This window comes from Mesorhizobium sp. M1406, assembly GCF_040317555.1.
Taxonomy (GTDB): domain Bacteria; phylum Pseudomonadota; class Alphaproteobacteria; order Rhizobiales; family Rhizobiaceae; genus Mesorhizobium.
On sequence record NZ_JAMYKW010000005.1, the window covers coordinates 170366 to 188360 of the forward strand.

Here is a 17995-nt window from a genome sequence, read left to right on the forward strand (position 1 = left end):
TTATGCGATTCCGCCGCCGCCGTAACCGGCAAATGGTTGGCCCAAGTGCGGATGGCCGGACGCCGTGCTCAGACGCCCAGGGACTTCAGCTTGCGATGCAAGGCGGAGCGCTCCATGCCGATGAACTCGGCGGTTTTCGAGATGTTACCGCCGAAGCGATTGATCTGGGCGATCAGGTAGTCCTTCTCGAACTGTTCGCGCGCCTCGCGCAGCGGCAGCGCCATGATGTGCTGGTCGGATTGATTCGGCGTGCGCGGCATGACATCGCCGATCTCGGCCGGCAAAAGGTCGGCGGTGATCGGCGCATCGACGTCGTCGCCGCGGGCCAGGATCATGAGACGCTCGACATTGTTGCGCAGCTGACGAACGTTGCCCGGCCAATTGTGCGCCTGCAGTACGGCCAGCGCGTCATCGCCGATGCGGCGCGGCTTGATGCCGGCCTGGCGCGCGATCTGCTTCATGAAATTGTCGACGAGGTAGGGAATGTCCTCGCGCCGCTCGGCCAGTCCCGGCACCATGACCGGAACCACCGCCAGGCGGTGGTAAAGATCCTCGCGGAAACGGCCGTCGGCTATCATCGCTTCGAGGTTCTGCGAGGTCGACGAGATGATGCGGACATCGACCTTGACCCGCTTGGTGCCCCCTACCCGCTCGAACTGCTGCTCCACCAGCACGCGCAGGATCTTGTTTTGCGTTTCGCGCGGCATGTCGGCGACTTCATCGATGTAAAGGATGCCACGATGGGCCTCCTCCAGCGCGCCGACCTTGCGCTCGACACCGTTCGATTCGGTGCCGAACAGCTCGATCTCCATGCGCTCGGGCGTAATGTTGGCGGCGCTCAGCGTCACGAACGGCGCGGTTTTACGCGCCGACAGCGTGTGGATGGCACGCGCGGCCAGTTCCTTGCCCGAACCTGACGGGCCGATGATCATCACGCGGCTGTTGGTCGGGGCGACGCGTTCGATGGTCTGGCGCAACTGGCTCATCGCCGACGACATGCCGATCAGATCGAAGGTTTCGCCGCTGCGCAGCTTGAGGTCGGAAACCTCGCGCCGCAGTTTCGAGGTCTCGAGCGCACGCTCGGCAATGAGGATCAGCCTGTCGGCCTTGAACGGCTTTTCGATGAAGTCATAGGCGCCGCGACGGATGGCGGAGACCGCCGTTTCGATGTTGCCGTGGCCCGAGATCATCACCACCGGCAAGGTCGGGTGCATCGTCTTGATCTCGTCGAGCAGCGCTAGGCCGTCCAGACGCGAGCCCTGCAGCCAGATGTCGAGGAAAATCAGCCGCGGCGCCCGATCGGCGATCGCCGCCAGCGCGCTGTCGGCATCGAATGCCGTGCGGGTTTCGTGACCTTCGTCGCTCAGGATGCCCGCGACGAGTTCACGGATGTCTTCCTCGTCATCGACGATGAGAATATCAGACGCCATTACCGACCTTTTCAGTTTCTCTTTCGTTTTCCGTCCTGCTTTCGCCGCGTGGAGCCGCGGCGGCCGCGGGCGGCAGGATGATGCTGATCATCGCGCCGCGTCCGTCGTGGAAATCCGGGGGCGCATCGTGAAGTTCCAGCCTGCCACCATGGTCCTCCACGATCTTCTTGACGATAGCGAGGCCAAGCCCGGTACCTTTCTCGCGCGTCGTCATATAGGGCTCGAGCAACCGCTGGCGATTTTCGCGCGGCAGGCCTTTGCCATTGTCGATGACGTCGATGCGAATCGCACCATTCTGGCGCCCGGCTTGAATCCGGATTATGCCGTGCGAACCATCCTTTTGTTCCAATCCGTCAATCGCCTCGGCGGCGTTCTTGATCACATTGCCGAAAGCCTGCGCCATCAGACGGCTGTCGAAGGTGCCCTTGAGCGGCTCGTTGCCGAAGACGCGTTCGAAGGCAATGTCGGCCCGGCTGACTTCAACCAGGAACGAGGCCTCGCGCAACGATTCGCGCAGGTCGATAGCCTTCATCTCGGGCTTTGGCATACGGGCGAAAGCCGAGAATTCGTCGACCATGCGGCCAATGTCCTCGACCTGACGGATGATGGTGTCGGTGCACTGATCGAAAATTTCGCGGTCCTCGGTGATGACCTTGCCGAAGCGTCGCTTGATGCGCTCGGCCGAAAGCTGGATCGGCGTCAGCGGATTCTTGATTTCGTGGGCGATGCGCCGCGCCACGTCGGCCCAGGCGGAGGAGCGCTGCGCCTGAACCAGATCGGTGATGTCGTCGACCGTCACGACATAGGATTTTTCCTCCGAGCCGTCATCGCCGGCCTCGATGGTGATCTGCACGTTGAAGGTCCGCTCGGCACCCGCACGGTAGAAGGTCACCTGCTCGCGGTAGACAGGCTTGCCGGACTTGCGGCCGATCTCGAAGACGCGACCGACATGTGGCAGCACGGCTGAGAGGTTCTGCCCAAGGGCGGCGTTGGCTGAAATGGCCAGCATCGCCTCGGCCGAACGGTTGACGATGGTGACGATGCCGTAGGGGTCGACGCCGATGACGCCGGCGGTAACACCGGCAAGCACGGCTTCCGAAAAGCGGCGCCGTTCGTCGATCAGGTCCTTGGCCGACAGGATCTCGTTGCGCTGTGATTTCAGCTCCAGAAGCATCTTATTGAACGTGTCGCCGAGCGAGGCGACATCGCCATCCGATGGCCTGACGGGAACTGCAACGTCGAGATTGCCGGTCGCCACCTCGTCGGCGGCACCGATAAGCTGGCGAATAGGCCGGACCAGACGGTCGGCGACGGCGATGCCGGTCCAGATCGCGGACAGGATGATGATCAGCGTCAGCGACAGATAGGGCAGCGCGAAGGCCACCTGCGAAGTGCGGCGGTTGTCTTCCAGCCCGCGATATTCGTCGGTGTTGGACCTGACGATCTGCCTTGCCTTGATCACTTCCGGATCGACGAGGCGAATGGTGTAGAGATAGAGCCCTTCGATCTCGCGCAGCTTGACGATGGCGCCCATGATGTTGCGCGTTTTCGGCTCGATCAGCACCGGCTTGCCGTCGGCAGCGCTCGCCACGGCGCCTTCCGGCGGCTCGGGCATGGCGAAATTCGTATCGGTCTTGGCGCTCATCACGAAAGAGCCGTCAGGCTTGATCAACGCCGCATGCGCCAGCGACCGGCCCACGGCTTCCTTGTTCATCAGGTCGAGGAAACCGGTTCGATCGAGACCGTAGAGCGTGCGCGACGCATCGAGATCATAGGCCATCGACAGTGTCGTGCCCTGCAGGTTGCGGGCATTTTCCTGGACATAGGCGTCGGCGATCGACAGCGACGAATTGACGATCGTCTTGGTGCGGATCTCGAACCAGCGGTCGAGGCCGATATCGAGTGTGATCGAGGCGATGATGGCCACCATGATCGCGGGAATGGCGGCAACCAGAGCGAACATGGCGACGATGCGCACATGCAGCCGCGAGGCCGCCTTGCCGTGCCGGCGCGCCATCAGGATGCGGTGCACTTCACGCCCGACCAGCGCGATGAGGAACAGGACGAAAGCGGCGTTGAGGGCAATCAGCGCCAGCGTCGTCGACTCGTTCGGCGTGATCGGCGTGGCGCCGACAAGGATGGTGAACGAGATCGCCGCCGTCATCAGCGCGCCGACGACCGCGACCACGCCGGGCAGCGCCAGCAGCCGGCGCCCGTCACGCGCGCCGGGTTCGCTGAAAAGCGGTTGGTTTGTTGTCGGTGCCTGCGGAGCCATGTCGCCGTCTAGAGCCATGATTGCGTCGGATGTATGCAACGCATTGTGGCGATTATGCAACAAGTGTGACCGAGACGGAAATCTTTCGCGAGCCGTCCCCCGAAAAGAGAGCGAGGTTCGGATTGGGCTCAGCCCTGCCGCGACGATTTGTAGACGTTGACGCCGAGTTCGCGAATCTTCTTGCGCAGCGTGTTGCGGTTCAAGCCCAGCAATTCGGCGGCCTTGATCTGGTTGCCGCGGGTGGCCGTCATCGAGGCCAGGACCAACGGATATTCGACCTCGGCCAGAATGCGCTGGTAGAGGCCGGCGGGCGGCAATTCGCCGGCAAAGGAGGCGAAATAGCGCTGCAGGAAATGCTCGGCCGCCTGGCCGATCGACAGGTCGTCGGGAATGAGGTTGCCGCCGCCCGGCACTACCGGACGTTCGCCGGTCTTGAGCTCGGCTTCGATGATCTCGGCGGAAATCTCGTCCTGCGAATAGAGCGCGGCGAGCCTGCGAACCAGGTTTTCCAGTTCGCGCACATTGCCCGGCCACGGATAGCGCTTCATCAGTTCGATGCCGCCCGACGAGATGCGCTTGGTCTGCAGGCCTTCCATCTCGCCGAGCTTGAAGAAGTGGCGGACGAGGTCCGGCACGTCCTCGGAGCGCTCGCGCAACGCCGGCAGCCTGAGCGGCACGACGTTGAGGCGATAGAAGAGATCCTCGCGGAAAAGCCCCTGGTTGATCAGCGTGCGCAGATCCTTGTTGGTGGCGGCGACGATGCGTACGTCGGTCTTGATCGGCGTGCGTCCGCCAACGGTCGTGTACTCGCCCTGCTGCAGGACGCGCAGCAGGCGCGTCTGCGCCTCCATCGGCATGTCGCCGATCTCGTCGAGGAACAGCGTGCCACCCTCGGCCTGCTCGAAGCGGCCGGTCGAGCGGTTCTGCGCGCCGGTGAAGGCGCCCTTCTCGTGGCCGAACAGCTCCGATTCGATCAGATCGCGCGGGATTGCCGCCATGTTGATGGCAACGAACGGGCCGCCGCGACGGCGGCCATATTCATGCAGCGCGCGCGCCACCAGCTCCTTGCCGGTGCCGGATTCGCCCGAAATCATTACCGTCAGGTCGGTCTGCATCATGCGCGCCAGCATGCGGTAGATGTCCTGCATGGCTGCCGAGCGGCCGACCAGGGGCATTGCGTCGGGCTGTTCTTCCGGCCGCGCATCGATCTTCGGCCGCCGCGGTTCGGAAAGCGCCCGGTTGACGATGTTAAGCAGCTCGGTCAGGTCGAACGGCTTCGGCAGGTATTCGTAGGCGCCGGTTTCGGAGGCGCGGATCGCCGTCATGAAGGTGTTCTGGGCGCTCATGACGATAACCGGCAGTTCCGGCCGCGCCTTCTTGATGCGCGGCAGCATGTCGAAGGCATTCTCGTCCGGCATCACCACATCGGTGATGACCAGATCGCCCTCGCCCGCCGCCACCCAGCGCCATAGCGTCGAAGCGTTGGAGGTGACGCGCACCTCGTGGCCGACGCGCGATAGAGCCTGGTTTAGGACGGTGCGGATCGCCGCATCGTCGTCGGCGACGAGAATATTGCCGCGAACGGTCATTTGCGGTCTCCTTCACCGTCTTCATCGGCGCCGTGTGGCGTCTCTTTCCAGGCCGGCATCAGGATGCGGAATGTGGTCCCGCGCGGCGTCGATTCGCATTCGATGATGCCGCCATGCTCGCCGACGATCTTGGCGACCAGCGCCAACCCCAGCCCCGAGCCGTTTGGCTTGGTGGTGATGAACGGGTCGAACAGGATCGGCAAAATATCTTCCGAGACGCCCGAGCCGTTGTCGCGCACGCAGAATTCCAGCGGCAGCGAGACGCGGTCCTGCGTGCCCGGAACGGAAACGCGGATGCCCGGCCGGAAGGCGGTCGACAGAACGATCTCGCCCTGTGGGTCGCTGCCGATCGCCTCGGCGGCGTTCTTGACCAGGTTGAGGAACACCTGGATGAGCTGGTCACGGTTGGCAAACACCGGAGGCAATGAAGGATCATAATCCTCCAATATCTTGATTCTCTTGGCAAAACCGTTCTTGGCAATTGCCTTCACATGGTCGAGCACGACATGGATGTTGACGGGGTAGCGATCGATCGGCCGCTCGTCGGAAAACACCTCCATGCGGTCGACCAGCGACACGATGCGGTCGGTCTCGTCGGTGATCAGCCGCGTCAGCGCACGGTCCTCGTCGGAAGCCGACAGTTCGAGGAGCTGGGCAGCACCCCGGATGCCGGAGAGCGGGTTTTTGATCTCATGGGCTAGCATCGCCGCCAGACCGGTCACCGAGCGCGCCGCGCCCCGATGCGTCATCTGCCGGTCGATCTTGTCGGCCATCGACCGTTCCTGGAACATCACCACCACGGAACCCGGAAATTCCGGCACCGGCGCGACATAGAGATCGACGACCTTCTCGATGCCGAGGCGCGGCGACGATACGTCGACCCGGTATTCGTTGACCGGAGCCCGGCGCTCGCGCACCTGATCGACCAAGGTCAGTAAAGGGCTGCCGAACGGAATGAGCTTGGACAGGGTGTTGCGCGCCAGCATCGTCGCGCTCGAGCGAAAGAAATCCTCGGCATCGGCGTTGGCGTAGGTGATGAACCCGTCCGTATCGACCATGATTACCGGGCGGCGGATGGTGTTGAGCACGATATGGGCGGCGTCGGCCATCTCGCTGCCCTGTGTGACGTTGGCGTTCATGCCGCGCTCCGCAGGTTCAATGGTTGCGGATCGCGCGAAAACACGTCGCGCAGCAAGCCAATGACGCGCGCGGGCTCGAATGCGGTCAGTATGGCCCTTCGGCTGTCGTCGGCGACACCGCCGGCATGGCGGTCGAGATACCAGCCGAGGTGCTTGCGCGCCTGGCGTAGGCCGCTCTCGACGCCATAAAGTGCCAGCATGTCCTCATAGTGGGCGACGACATAGTCGGCCAGCGCCATCGGGCCCCGTGGAAGCTTTGGCGTCGTCTCGCCTGTCGCTTCCGCCGCAATGCCGCCGGCGATCCAGGGAGCACCACAATGCGCCCGGCCGACCATCACGGCATCGGCGCCGGATTGGTCGAGAATGTCGGCAGCTTCCGCTGGCGAAGAAACATCGCCATTGGCGACGACCGGGATGGACACGGCTTCCTTGACGCGGGCGATGGCGCGCCAGTCGGCCTTGCCTTGATAGAATTGGCAGCGCGTGCGGCCGTGCACGGTCACCATCCTGACGCCGGCCTGCTCGGCGCGGCGCGCCAGCATAGGCGCGTTGAGCGCGCCTTCGTCCCATCCGAGCCGCATCTTGACCGTCACCGGCACGTCGACCGCGCCGACAACGGCGTCGATCAGCGACAGCGCATGGTCGAGATCCAACATCAATGCCGAGCCGGCATAGCCGCCAGTAACCTTCTTGGCCGGGCAGCCCATGTTGATGTCGATGATGTCGGCGCCCTCGCCGGCGGCTATCCTGGCGCCTTCCGCCATGTGCGCAGCCTCGCGGCCGGCAAGCTGGACCATATGGACCGGCAGCCCGGAGTGGCGTATGCGCAGGTTGAAACCGGTCCTGCCCTTGGCAAGCTCGCCGCTGGCCACCATTTCGGACACGACCAGGCCTGCGCCATGCGCGTGGGCGCGTTGCCGGAACGGCTCGTCTGTAATCCCCGACATCGGCGCGAGGAACACGCGATTGCGGATTTTCACACCACCGACATCGAGCGGCGCGGCCAATTTGGTCAAGTTAACCATGCACAAAAACCAAGCACGTTCATTCGCTGCACATTCTCTAGCCAGAACCGCCGCAATGTGCAACGCGGAATGACGCCACATTAAGGCGCAATTGGAAAAATGCCGGCCTTCGGGATTGGCGGCGACCAAAGCGCCGCGCGTCACTCAGGACGGGCTTTGACACTTTGGAATTTCACACTTAGCGCATGATCTTTCCGAAAACCGATTACACTTTTCGGGATCGTACGTTAGGACCAGTCAACATGACTGACGCAAGTGAAAATCGCGTTTCAAGTGAGGATGGCAAGGTCGCCGTGGTGATCGTTGCGGCCGGCCGCGGCGCGCGTGCCGGACAGGCCAATGGGCCGAAGCAATATCAACACATTGGCGGCTATGCCGTCATCGCGCACACAATGGAAATTTTTCTGACCCACTCGCGAATCGGCGAGGTTGTTGTCGCCATCCATGCCGACGACCACGAACTGTTCCTGCAGGCGGTGGGCGCCAACGCCGAACGGGTCATCCTCATCATGGGCGGGGCGACCAGGCAGGCATCGGTCCGGCTGGGACTGCTTGCGCTGAGAAGCCACGCGCCAGGGCGGGTTCTGATCCACGACGCCGTCCGTCCGTTCGTCGACGCGGACCTTATCGACCGCACGATCGCTGCCATCGGCGAGCGCGAGGGGGCGTTGCCTGCCCTGCCCGTCGCCGACACGCTGAAACGTGAGTCGGCCTCTGGCGTGGTCGGAGAAACCGTTTCCCGCAGTGGGCTTCACGCGGCGCAAACGCCACAGGGCTTTCCGTTCTGGCCCATTCTTGCCGCGCACGAGAAAGCCCATCATCTGGGAAAAATGGATTTCACCGACGACGCCGCGATCGCCGAATGGGCGCATATTCCGGTCAGGATCGTTCCGGGCTCGCCGGATAATGTCAAACTCACCTGGGCACGGGATATTGCGATGGCGGACCAGAGACTTTCCGGCGAACGCGTGCGCTTTCCCGACATCCGGACCGGCAATGGTTACGACGTCCATGCCTTCGAGCCCGGCGACCATGTCACCCTGTGCGGCGTCGCCATTGCGCATGACAAGAAACTGTCCGGCCATTCCGACGCCGATGTCGGCCTGCACGCCTTGACCGATGCGCTGCTGGCGACTTGCGGCGCCGGCGACATCGGCACGCATTTCCCGCCGTCCGACCCGCAGTGGAAAGGCGCTGCGTCCAGGATATTCGTCGAGCATGCGGCAAGGCTGGTGCGCGAGCGCGGCGGACGCATCGCCAATGCCGATATCACGCTGATCTGCGAGGCGCCGCGTGTCGGCCCGCATCGTGACGCGATGACCGCGGCTCTGTCGCGGATGCTGGCAATTTCACCGGACCGCATCTCGATCAAGGCGACAACCAACGAGAAGCTCGGCTTTGTCGGGCGCGAGGAAGGCATAGCGGCGATCGCAACCGCCAGCGTGGTGTTTCCCGGCGAGGTGCCGGAATGAGTAACAACGAGTTGGCAAATGCCTTGCTGCAAGCCTGCCAAAAGCGCGGCATCATGCTGGCGACGGCGGAAAGCTGCACCGGCGGCATGATCATCGCCGCGTTGACCGACATCGCCGGCTCCTCCGCCGTGGTCGATCGCGGCTTCATCACCTATTCCAACGAAGCCAAGATGGACATGCTCGGTGTCTCCGCCGCCACGCTTGAGACATACGGCGCGGTTTCGCGCGAGACCGCGATTGAGATGGCGAAAGGCGCGCTTGCCCGTTCGCGCGCCGGGCTCACCCTTGCGGTCACCGGCATAGCCGGGCCAGGCGGCGGCTCCGTGGAAAAGCCTGTCGGCCTGGTCTGGTTCGGCATCGGCCTGGACGGCCAGGCCGTGACCGCCGAACACAAGATCTTTGCCGACAAAGGTCGCGATTTCATCCGCCGTGAAACGGTCCGGCACGCGTTGGAACTGGGTTTGCGTGTGCTTGGCTCGCGTCAAGTAGAAGGTGCTGCACCGTAGATGACGTCCGCGCGCTTCTCGAAAGCCTCGGCGAACATGCGGAAGGCGCGATCGAACATGGTTCCCATCACCGCGCCCAGAATGCGGCTTTTGAACTCATAGTCGATGAAGAAGCGGACCGTGCAGCCGGCGTTGCCGTCGGGCTCGAAACGCCAGACATTGCTCAGATATTTGAACGGGCCGTCGATGTATTTCACGTCGATGGTGTTCTCGTCGGGTTTCAGCAGCACCTGCGTCGTGAAGGTTTCGCGGATCGCCTTGTAGCCGATGCTCATGTCGGCGAGGAGAACCGTGCGTCCGTCACGCTCCTTGCGCGAGCGAACCGTCAGCGCCTCGCAAAGCGGCAGGAATTGCGGATAGGATTCTACATCGGCGACCAGCGCGAACATCTGGTCCGGCGTGTGGGATACGCGGCGGGTGGCTTCAAACTTCGGCATGCAACCAGCGCTAGACCGATTTCTGAAGTTGCGCTTCCCGTGCCGCGCGCAGCCTGGCGAAATCGTCGCCGGCATGATGCGACGAGCGCGTCAGCGGGCTCGACGCCACCAGCAGGAAACCCTTGGTCCGGCCGATCGTCTCGAAGGACTTGAACTCCTCCGGCGTGACGAAGCGGATCACCGGATGGTGCTTCTTCGACGGCTGCAGATACTGGCCGATGGTCATGAAGTCGACATTGGCCGAACGCAGATCGTCCATCAGTTGCAGGATTTCGTTCCGCTCTTCGCCGAGACCCACCATGATGCCGGACTTGGTGAAGATCGACGGGTCGAGTTCCTTGACCCGTTGCAGCAGCCGGATCGAATGGAAATAGCGGGCGCCCGGACGAACCGTCAGATAGTTCGACGGCACGGTCTCCAGATTGTGGTTGAAGACGTCGGGCTTGGCCGCCACGACGATCTCCAGCGCGCCTTCCTTGCGCAGGAAGTCGGGCGTCAGGATTTCGATCGTCGTCGAGGGCGTTGCCGCCCGGATGGCGCGGATAACTTCGGCGAAATGCTGCGCACCGCCATCGGCGAGATCGTCGCGGTCGACCGAGGTGATGACGACATGGGTCAAGCCCATCTGCTTGACAGCGTGCGCTACGCGAGCCGGTTCATCAGGATCCAGTGCTGTCGGAATGCCGGTGGCGACGTTGCAGAACGCGCAGGCGCGCGTGCAGATTTCGCCCATGATCATGAAGGTGGCGTGCTTCTTCTCCCAGCACTCGCCGATGTTGGGACAGCCGGCTTCTTCGCAGACCGTCACCAGCCTGTTCGACTTCACGATTTCGCGCGTTTCGGCATAACCCTTCGACATCGGCGCCTTGACGCGGATCCAGTCGGGCTTGCGCAGCACGTCCTGGTCAGGCTTGTGCGCCTTTTCCGGATGCCGCAAGCGCGGTGCGTTGGCAATCGTATCGAGGACAGTGACCATCGGGAAACCTGGTTCGTTCGCGATCGCCAGTCAGGCGTTCGCTGTCATAAGGTCATCTAAGGCTTTTCAGCGCAAAGAAAAAGGCCGCGGCGGCGCATGCCGCAACAGCCTTTTTCGCATAGCGGATATTCAGCGGTGTTAACGGCGCACAAGACGCCCAGCCCAGATCAGCAGGCAGGCGCCGATAAAGCCGGTGATCAGATAAGCAGTCCAGCCGACGCCGAACGGGCCGAAATTGAGTGCCTGCAGAATGGCGTTCAGTACGATCGCGCCGACGATACCCAAAATAATGTTCATGAAGATGCCGGTGTTGCTCTTCATGACCATCTCGGCAAACCAACCCGCCAGCCCGCCGATGATGATGGCTGCGATCCAGCCCACGCCATTCACGTCCATATGTCCTCTCCTTGCACGAGTGAAAATGCATCCGGAAGCGAACTGCCTTGCCGCCGAGATCCCGCGGCTTGCGCGCTTGAGTCTCGTGCGGCCAATCTATCATGCGTTAAGCGCGCGACCATAGGCGTCGAGCACGCTTTCCTTCATCATCTCCGACAGCGTCGGGTGCGGGAAGATGGTGTGCATCAACTCTTCCTCGGTCGTTTCGAGGTTCATCGCCACGACAAACCCCTGTATCAGTTCGGTCACTTCGGCGCCGACCATGTGCGCGCCGAGCAGTTGACCAGTCTTCTTGTCGAAGATGGTCTTGATGAAGCCTTGGTCTTCGCCCAGCGCGATGGCCTTGCCATTGGCGGCGAACTGGAAGCGCCCGACCCGGATATCCTTGCCTTCCGCCTTGGCCTTGGCTTCCGTCAGGCCGACGGAGGCGACCTGCGGATTGCAGTAGGTGCAGCCTGGAATCTTGAGCTTGTCGGTGGCATGCACGCCGGGGAAATTGGCGATCTTTTCGACGCACACCACACCCTCATGCTCGGCCTTGTGGGCAAGCATTGGCGGGCCGGCGACATCGCCGATGGCGTAGATGCCCGGCACATTGGTCTTGCCGTAGCCGTCGACGACGACGCAGCCGCGCTCGGTCTTCACGCCGAGTGCCTCAAGCCCGAGATTCTCGATGTTTCCCTGCACGCCGACGGCCGAGATCATGCGGTCGGCGGTGATCTTCTCGACCTTGCCATCCTTCATCTCGACATGGGCAGTGACCGAGTTGGCACCCTTCTCGACCTTGCTCACCTTGGCTTCGAGGATGATCTTCATGCCTTGCTTCTCGAACTGCTTCTGCGCGAATTTCGAGACTTCGGCGTCCTCGACCGGCATCACCGCCGGTAGCAGTTCGACCACCGTCACGTCGGCGCCCATGGTGCGGTAGAAGGAGGCGAATTCGATCCCGATGGCGCCTGATCCCATGACCAGCAGCGACTTCGGCATCTCCTTCGGCACCATGGCCTCGAAATAGGTCCAGATCAGTCTGCCGTCCGGCTCGATGCCTGGCAGCGCGCGCGGCCGCGCACCGGTCGCCAGGATGATGTGTTTGGCGGTGTAGGTGCCCTCGCCCTTGACGCCTTTCGGCACCGGCGGCTGCGGCTCCATCGGCTTCTTGGCGGTCTTCGACACGACAACCTCGCCGGGTTTCGAGAGCTTGGCCTCGCCCCAGATGACGTCGACCTTGTTCTTCTTCATCAGGAAGGCAACGCCGCCATTGAGCCGCAGCGAGACTTTTCGCGAGCGGTCGACCACGGCAGCCGTGTCGACGCTGACCTTTCCGTCGAGCTTCAGCCCGTAATCCTTCAGATGATCCGAATAGTGCATGATCTCGGCCGAGCGCAGCAGCGCCTTGGTCGGTATGCAGCCCCAGTTGAGGCAGATGCCGCCGAGATGCTCGCGCTCCACAATCGCCGTCTTGAAACCGAGCTGGGCGGAACGCACCGCCGTGACATAGCCGCCGGGGCCGGAGCCGATGATGATGACGTCGTAGTTCTCAGCCACGATTTTTCTCCTTGATTCACAGTTCCAGCATGACGCGCACGAGCGGCGTCAGCGCCTTGCCGATGTTCCGTGTGTTTTCGGCATCGAGGTGGACGCCGTCGAGCGGGGTGGTTTGCGCCACCGTGCCTGCATCGAAGAAGCCGCAACCAACCTCATCGGCAAGGGCAGCATAGAGCGGCGCCAGCCGGGTCGAAGCATCGTCACCGCCGGCAAACATTTCCTTGAATTCGGCATTGTCGGTGCGGCTGACCACGGGCGGCGAAACGATCAGGATCTGCGGCGCCGGCCAGTCGAACGGGTAGTCATGACCACGCACGATGTCGAACAGACGCTGGATGCCTTGCTTGGCCGCTACCGGGTTGCCATGGATCCACGGCTTCATATCGTTGGCGCCGAGCATGAAGACGATCAAATCGATCGGCGCGTGCGTTGTCAGGATCGTCGGCAGCAGCCTGGCGCCATTGCGATCGGCGCCGGCCAGATGGTCATCGAAGGCGGTGGTGCGGCCATTGAGGCCCTCGGCAATGACTTCGGCGGCACCACCGAGCCCCGCCTGCAGCACGCTTGGCCAGCGGTCTTCAAGCGGGTGACGGCCACCTTCGGCGTTGTAGCCCCAGGTCAGCGAGTCGCCGTAGCAAAGAACCGTCTTCATGCGCCCACCTATGCGTTAATCAAACCGCGTCTCAACCGCCGGCGCACGAACAGCCAATCATGAAGGCAAAAAGGCTGGTGAAGACTATCCGCACCGCCCTCTCCCTTCCTAGACCAGCATGCCCATCGGGTTCTCAATCAGCCGCTTGAAGGCGACCAGCAGTTCGGCACCGAGCGCACCGTCGACGGCACGATGGTCGGTCGACAATGTCACCGACATCACGGTGGCTATTCTGATCTCGCCATTCTTGACCACAGCCCGCTCTTCGCCGGCGCCAACCGCCAGGATCGTCGCATGCGGCGGGTTGATGACCGCGGCAAAGTCCTTGATGCCGAACATGCCGAGATTGGACACCGCCGTGGTGCCGCCCTGATACTCTTCCGGCTTCAGCTTGCGGCTGCGCGCGCGACTGGCCAGATCCTTCATCTCGTTGGAGATGGTGGACAGCGTCTTTTCGTCCGCCTTGCGGATGATCGGCGTGATCAAGCCACCCGGGATCGACACGGCAACGCCGACATCGGCATGCTTGTGCTTGACCATGGCGCTTTCCGTCCACGACGCATTGGCATCCGGCACCGCCTTCAGCGCCATCGCCATCGCCTTGATGACCATGTCGTTGACCGACAGCTTGTAGGCGGGAGCCTCGCCCTTTTCGGTCTTCTTCACCGGCGCCGCCGCATTGATCTGCGTGCGCAGCGCCAAGAGCGCATCGAGTTCGCAGTCGAGCGTCAGGTAGAAATGCGGGATGGTGGTCTTGGCCTCGACCAGCCGGCGCGCGATGGTCTTGCGCATATTGTCATGCGGGACGAGGTCGTAGGAGCCTTGCTCGAATAGTTTGAGCACCTGATCGTCCGACATCGCCTTCACGGCAGGGGCAGCCGCCGGAGCGCCAGCGGGAGCCTTGGCGGCAGGCGCCGCCTTGGCGCCGCCACCGGCAATCGCCGCGTCGACATCGGCCTTGACGACGCGGCCATGCGGGCCGGTGCCGGATAGGGCAGTGACATCGACGCCGGCTTCCCTGGCGATGCGCCGCGCGAGCGGCGAGGCGAAGATGCGCTCGCCCGCCGATTGGCCAATCTCCCCCGTTGTGGGGGAGATGCCCGGCAGGGCAGAGGGGGGCGTGACAGAATGAGACGTTTGCGGAACAGCGCCCCCCTCTGTCGACTTGGTCGACATCTCCCCCACGGGTGGGGAGATTGGCGCGATATCCTGCTTGGCCTCGGCTTTCGCTGGTTCGGCAGCCCCACCGCTTTTCGCGGCAGCGCCCGCATCTTCACCCTCGGCAGCCAGCACGGCGATCAGCGCGTTGACCTTGACGCCCTCGGTGCCGGCGGGAACGACGAGCTTGGCAACCGTGCCCTCATCGACTGCCTCGACTTCCATCGTAGCCTTGTCGGTCTCGATCTCGGCAATGACATCGCCCGGCGAAACCTTGTCGCCTTCCTTGACCAGCCACTTGGACAGATTGCCCTCTTCCATCGTGGGCGACAGGGCCGGCATGGTGATGTTGATTGGCATTTTTGTCCTCCCGCCCGATTCAGCGATACGTGACGGCTTTGACCGCCTCGATGACCTCGCCGATATTGGGCAAAGCCAGCTTTTCGAGGTTGGCCGCATAGGGCATTGGCACATCCTTGCCGGCAACGGTGATCACCGGAGCGTCGAGGAAGTCGAAGGCGCGCTGCGACACCTGGTTGGCGATATGGTCGCCGACCGAACTCTGCGGGTAGCCTTCCTCCACCACGACCAACCGGTTGGTCTTCTTGACCGAGGCGATGATGGTGTCGAGGTCGAGCGGCCGGATGGTCCTGAGATCGATGATCTCGACGTCGATGCCCAGGCCGCGCAGTTCGGCCTCGGCCTTGACCGCATAGGTCATGCCGATGCCGAAGGAGACGATGGTGACGTCCTTGCCGGTCTTGTGGATGCGCGCCTTGCCGATCGGCAGCACGAAATCATCCAGCTTCGGCACGTCGAAGGACTGGCCGTAGAGGATTTCGTTCTCGAGGAAGATAATCGGATTGGGATCGCGGATCGCAGCCTTGAGCAAGCCCTTGGCGTCGGCGGCGGTGTAAGGCATCACCACTTTCAGGCCCGGAATGTGGCTGTACCAGGCGGCATAGCACTGCGAGTGCTGGGCGGCGACCCGGGCGGCGGCACCGTTCGGTCCGCGGAACACGATCGGAGCGCCCATCTGGCCGCCCGACATATAGAGCGTCTTGGCGGCCGAGTTGATGATCTGGTCGATCGCCTGCATGGCGAAGTTGAAGGTCATGAACTCGACGATCGGCTTCAGGCCGGCCATCGCGGCACCCACGCCGACGCCGGCAAAGCCGTGCTCGGTGATCGGCGTGTCGACGACGCGGCGCGGTCCGAATTCCTGCAGCAGGCCTTGCGTGATCTTGTAGGCGCCCTGGTATTCGGCGACCTCCTCGCCCATGACGAAGACATCGCCATCGCGGCGCATTTCCTCGGCCATCGCATCGCGCAGCGCCTCGCGCACCGTGGTCGAGACCATTTCCGTGCCGGCCGGAATATCCGGATCGGCGGCGATTTCCGTCCTGGGGGCGGCGGCGACCGGCGCGGCGGCGGGCTTAGCGGCCTCAGCCTTGTCCTCGGCTGCTGGAGCCTTCGCCTTATCAGGCGCTTCCGCCTTGGCGGGAGCAGCGGCCTTGCCGATATCTCCAGCACTTTCGCCGTCCTGCAATAAAACAGCGATCGGCGTGTTGACCTTGACGCCTTCGGTGCCGGCGGCGATCAGGATCTTGCCCAGCGTGCCTTCGTCAACGGCTTCGACTTCCATCGTCGCCTTGTCGGTCTCGATCTCGGCGAGGACGTCGCCGGCGACGACCTTGTCGCCCTCGTTCTTCAACCACTTGGAAAGATTGCCCTCTTCCATGGTCGGCGAGAGAGCGGGCATGAGAATTTCGATCGGCATGTCCTTGCCCTCCCGTTACAATACGATATCGGTCCAGAGCTCGGACGGAGCCGGCTCCGCGTCGTTCTGGGCAAATTCGGCGGCGTCCGCAACGACGTCACGAACCTCCTTGTCGATGGCCTTGAGCTCGTCCTCGGTCGCCCACTTCTTCCCGGTCAGCCGCGCCTTGACCTGCTCGATCGGGTCATGGTCCGAGCGCATCTTCTGCACTTCTTCCTTCGAGCGGTATTTCGCCGGGTCGGACATCGAGTGACCGCGATAGCGGTAGGTCTGCATTTCGAGAATGATCGGTCCGTTGCCGGCGCGGCACCATTCGGTCGCCTGGTCGCCGGCGGCCTTCACGGCGCGCACGTCCATGCCATCGACCTGGATGCCGGGGATCTTGAACGAGGCGCCGCGATGCGAAAAGTTGGTTTCCGCCGAAGAGCGCGAAACCGAGGTGCCCATGGCATAGCGGTTGTTCTCGATGATGTAGATCACCGGCAGCTTCCACAGCGAGGCCATGTTGAAGCTTTCATAGACTTGGCCTTGGTTGGCCGCACCGTCGCCGAAATAGGTCAGCGAGACATTGTTGTTGTCGCGGTAGCGGTTAGCGAAGGCCAGCCCGGTGCCGAGCGAAACCTGCGCGCCGACGATGCCGTGGCCGCCATAAAAATGCTTTTCCTTGGAGAACATGTGCATGGAGCCGCCCTTGCCCCGTGACAGGCCGCCACGACGCCCGGTCAGCTCGGCCATGACGCCACGCGGCGACAGCTCCATCGCCAGCATGTGGCCGTGGTCGCGATAGGCGGTGATCATCTGATCGCCGTCGATCAGCGCCATCTTCATGCCCGTGACGACCGCTTCCTGGCCGATATAGAGGTGGCAGAAGCCACCGATGAAGCCCATGCCATAAAGCTGGCCGGCCTTTTCCTCAAAACGGCGGATGAGCAGCATGTGCCGGTAGGCGGCAAGCTCTTCGTCCTTGGTGAATTCGGCAGGCTTGGGGGCCGAAAGCCCCGATTTGCCGTCGGATTTGGATTTGGCAGGCGCTTTTCTGGCGGCGGTAGCCATGCATCACTCCCTGTTGGCGTCTCTTTGTGGACATTAGAGCAGATGAAATCTGCTCTGGGGAGATGAGCTCCTCCCCATCGATTTATGGGAAGCTAACACGCGTAAGAGCGTTGCGCCATGCCGAATTTGCATAGCTGGCATGCACCTAAGCGATTAAAATCATTGAAAATATTGCCGATTAACTGGATATCAGTTATTTCTCGACGGACGGCAACATGATGGTGATTTCGTCTGCCTGGGACAGATTGAGCGCCTTGCGCGCCTGCTCGTCGAGCATGTCCTTCTCAAGCGTGCCTTCATGCATGAGCCGAACGCGGCGCTCAAGTTCCATGCGGCGTGCCTTGATCGCATCGAGTTGGCCTTGCAGCGCTACCGTCTGGGCTTCCAGCTGGTATTTCGAGTAGATGCCGAATTCGCCGTGATAGGCATGAAAGCCGAAATAAGCCAAAAACGCCGCGCAGAGCGAGGGGATGATCAGCCGGCCGGTGTTTCTCTGCTTGTGCTGACGCGTCCACATCGCCCGATTCCTCTCGGCCGCGAACTCAGGCGGCTCACGATCTTT

General features: G+C 62.7%; 16 protein-coding genes. 2 read left to right on the forward strand and 14 right to left on the reverse strand.

Going from position 1 to position 17995, the window contains the following annotated elements:
• Positions 1-68: 68 nt before the first annotated feature.
• The 5 genes from ntrX to dusB all read right to left on the reverse strand — a co-directional run bounded on the left by ntrX (position 69) and on the right by dusB (position 7458).
• Positions 69-1430: a nitrogen assimilation response regulator NtrX gene (gene ntrX, locus NKH03_RS07295; protein WP_056588733.1), complete on the reverse strand. Its 1362-nt coding sequence runs from the start codon at positions 1428-1430 to the stop codon at positions 69-71.
• A complete protein-coding gene (locus NKH03_RS07300) occupies positions 1420-3705 on the reverse strand; it encodes a sensor histidine kinase NtrY-like (RefSeq protein WP_352967915.1) in 2286 nt (761 codons plus the stop codon). The genes ntrX and NKH03_RS07300 overlap by 11 nt, the downstream gene beginning before the upstream one ends.
• Positions 3706-3833: 128 nt before the next feature.
• Positions 3834-5294, reverse strand: a complete 1461-nt coding sequence (ntrC, locus tag NKH03_RS07305; protein WP_352634499.1) for a nitrogen regulation protein NR(I) — start codon at positions 5292-5294, stop codon at positions 3834-3836.
• Positions 5291-6433 (reverse strand): two-component system sensor histidine kinase NtrB, encoded by a 1143-nt coding sequence (locus NKH03_RS07310; protein WP_352967853.1) that lies wholly within the window; start codon positions 6431-6433, stop codon positions 5291-5293. Before NKH03_RS07310 ends, ntrC begins: the two co-directional genes overlap by 4 nt.
• Complete coding sequence (dusB, locus tag NKH03_RS07315; RefSeq protein WP_352967854.1) at positions 6430-7458, reverse strand: tRNA dihydrouridine synthase DusB; 1029 nt, start codon at positions 7456-7458, stop codon at positions 6430-6432. The genes NKH03_RS07310 and dusB overlap by 4 nt, the downstream gene beginning before the upstream one ends.
• A gap of 242 nt (positions 7459-7700) precedes the next feature.
• On the opposite strand from dusB, the gene NKH03_RS07320 reads away from it, so the two are divergent.
• Complete coding sequence (locus NKH03_RS07320; RefSeq protein ID WP_352967855.1) at positions 7701-8930, forward strand: bifunctional 2-C-methyl-D-erythritol 4-phosphate cytidylyltransferase/2-C-methyl-D-erythritol 2,4-cyclodiphosphate synthase; 1230 nt, start codon at positions 7701-7703, stop codon at positions 8928-8930.
• Positions 8927-9436 carry a CinA family protein gene (locus NKH03_RS07325; protein WP_352967856.1) on the forward strand — a complete coding sequence of 170 codons (510 nt, stop codon included), beginning with the start codon at positions 8927-8929 and terminating at the stop codon, positions 9434-9436. Before NKH03_RS07320 ends, NKH03_RS07325 begins: the two co-directional genes overlap by 4 nt.
• Here NKH03_RS07325 and NKH03_RS07330 read toward each other — a convergent pair.
• The 9 genes from NKH03_RS07330 to NKH03_RS07370 form a co-directional block, all read right to left on the reverse strand.
• Positions 9412-9873, reverse strand: a complete 462-nt coding sequence (locus NKH03_RS07330) for a type II toxin-antitoxin system RatA family toxin (protein WP_352876332.1) — start codon at positions 9871-9873, stop codon at positions 9412-9414. The genes NKH03_RS07325 and NKH03_RS07330 overlap by 25 nt on opposite strands.
• A gap of 10 nt (positions 9874-9883) precedes the next feature.
• Positions 9884-10849: a lipoyl synthase gene (lipA, locus tag NKH03_RS07335; protein WP_352967858.1), complete on the reverse strand. Its 966-nt coding sequence runs from the start codon at positions 10847-10849 to the stop codon at positions 9884-9886.
• Between the two features lie 138 nt (positions 10850-10987).
• Positions 10988-11245 carry a GlsB/YeaQ/YmgE family stress response membrane protein gene (locus NKH03_RS07340; protein ID WP_352967860.1) on the reverse strand — a complete coding sequence of 86 codons (258 nt, stop codon included), beginning with the start codon at positions 11243-11245 and terminating at the stop codon, positions 10988-10990.
• Between the two features lie 99 nt (positions 11246-11344).
• Positions 11345-12790, reverse strand: coding sequence for a dihydrolipoyl dehydrogenase (gene lpdA / locus NKH03_RS07345; protein WP_352967862.1), 1446 nt, complete (start codon positions 12788-12790; stop codon positions 11345-11347).
• A gap of 16 nt (positions 12791-12806) precedes the next feature.
• Positions 12807-13442, reverse strand: coding sequence for an SGNH/GDSL hydrolase family protein (locus NKH03_RS07350; RefSeq protein WP_352967864.1), 636 nt, complete (start codon positions 13440-13442; stop codon positions 12807-12809).
• A 108-nt stretch (positions 13443-13550) separates the two neighbouring features.
• A complete protein-coding gene (locus tag NKH03_RS07355; protein ID WP_352967866.1) occupies positions 13551-14960 on the reverse strand; it encodes a pyruvate dehydrogenase complex dihydrolipoamide acetyltransferase in 1410 nt (469 codons plus the stop codon).
• A 19-nt stretch (positions 14961-14979) separates the two neighbouring features.
• Positions 14980-16380: a pyruvate dehydrogenase complex E1 component subunit beta gene (locus tag NKH03_RS07360; RefSeq protein WP_352967868.1), complete on the reverse strand. Its 1401-nt coding sequence runs from the start codon at positions 16378-16380 to the stop codon at positions 14980-14982.
• A gap of 15 nt (positions 16381-16395) precedes the next feature.
• A complete protein-coding gene (pdhA, locus tag NKH03_RS07365) occupies positions 16396-17433 on the reverse strand; it encodes a pyruvate dehydrogenase (acetyl-transferring) E1 component subunit alpha (protein ID WP_352967870.1) in 1038 nt (345 codons plus the stop codon).
• A gap of 193 nt (positions 17434-17626) precedes the next feature.
• Positions 17627-17950: an FtsB family cell division protein gene (locus NKH03_RS07370; RefSeq protein ID WP_352868403.1), complete on the reverse strand. Its 324-nt coding sequence runs from the start codon at positions 17948-17950 to the stop codon at positions 17627-17629.
• Positions 17951-17995 lie beyond the last annotated feature (45 nt).

What these genes read in the sequence shown, in the direction of transcription:
- NKH03_RS07350 (WP_352967864.1), bottom strand. Translation starts at nt 13,442, where the DNA reads ATGAAGACGGTTCTTTGCTACGGCGACTCGCTGACCTGGGGCTACAAC.
- lipA (WP_352967858.1), bottom strand. Translation starts at nt 10,849, where the DNA reads ATGGTCACTGTCCTCGATACGATTGCCAACGCACCGCGCTTGCGGCAT.
- pdhA (WP_352967870.1), bottom strand. Translation starts at nt 17,433, where the DNA reads ATGGCTACCGCCGCCAGAAAAGCGCCTGCCAAATCCAAATCCGACGGC.
- NKH03_RS07360 (WP_352967868.1), bottom strand. Translation starts at nt 16,380, where the DNA reads ATGCCGATCGAAATTCTCATGCCCGCTCTCTCGCCGACCATGGAAGAG.
- NKH03_RS07370 (WP_352868403.1), bottom strand. Translation starts at nt 17,950, where the DNA reads ATGTGGACGCGTCAGCACAAGCAGAGAAACACCGGCCGGCTGATCATC.
- NKH03_RS07330 (WP_352876332.1), bottom strand. Translation starts at nt 9,873, where the DNA reads ATGCCGAAGTTTGAAGCCACCCGCCGCGTATCCCACACGCCGGACCAG.
- NKH03_RS07340 (WP_352967860.1), bottom strand. Translation starts at nt 11,245, where the DNA reads ATGGACGTGAATGGCGTGGGCTGGATCGCAGCCATCATCATCGGCGGG.
- ntrC (WP_352634499.1), bottom strand. Translation starts at nt 5,294, where the DNA reads ATGACCGTTCGCGGCAATATTCTCGTCGCCGACGACGATGCGGCGATC.
- NKH03_RS07325 (WP_352967856.1), top strand. Translation starts at nt 8,927, where the DNA reads ATGAGTAACAACGAGTTGGCAAATGCCTTGCTGCAAGCCTGCCAAAAG.
- NKH03_RS07355 (WP_352967866.1), bottom strand. Translation starts at nt 14,960, where the DNA reads ATGCCAATCAACATCACCATGCCGGCCCTGTCGCCCACGATGGAAGAG.
- NKH03_RS07310 (WP_352967853.1), bottom strand. Translation starts at nt 6,433, where the DNA reads ATGAACGCCAACGTCACACAGGGCAGCGAGATGGCCGACGCCGCCCAT.
- NKH03_RS07300 (WP_352967915.1), bottom strand. Translation starts at nt 3,705, where the DNA reads ATGGCTCCGCAGGCACCGACAACAAACCAACCGCTTTTCAGCGAACCC.
- ntrX (WP_056588733.1), bottom strand. Translation starts at nt 1,430, where the DNA reads ATGGCGTCTGATATTCTCATCGTCGATGACGAGGAAGACATCCGTGAA.
- dusB (WP_352967854.1), bottom strand. Translation starts at nt 7,458, where the DNA reads ATGGTTAACTTGACCAAATTGGCCGCGCCGCTCGATGTCGGTGGTGTG.
- NKH03_RS07320 (WP_352967855.1), top strand. Translation starts at nt 7,701, where the DNA reads ATGACTGACGCAAGTGAAAATCGCGTTTCAAGTGAGGATGGCAAGGTC.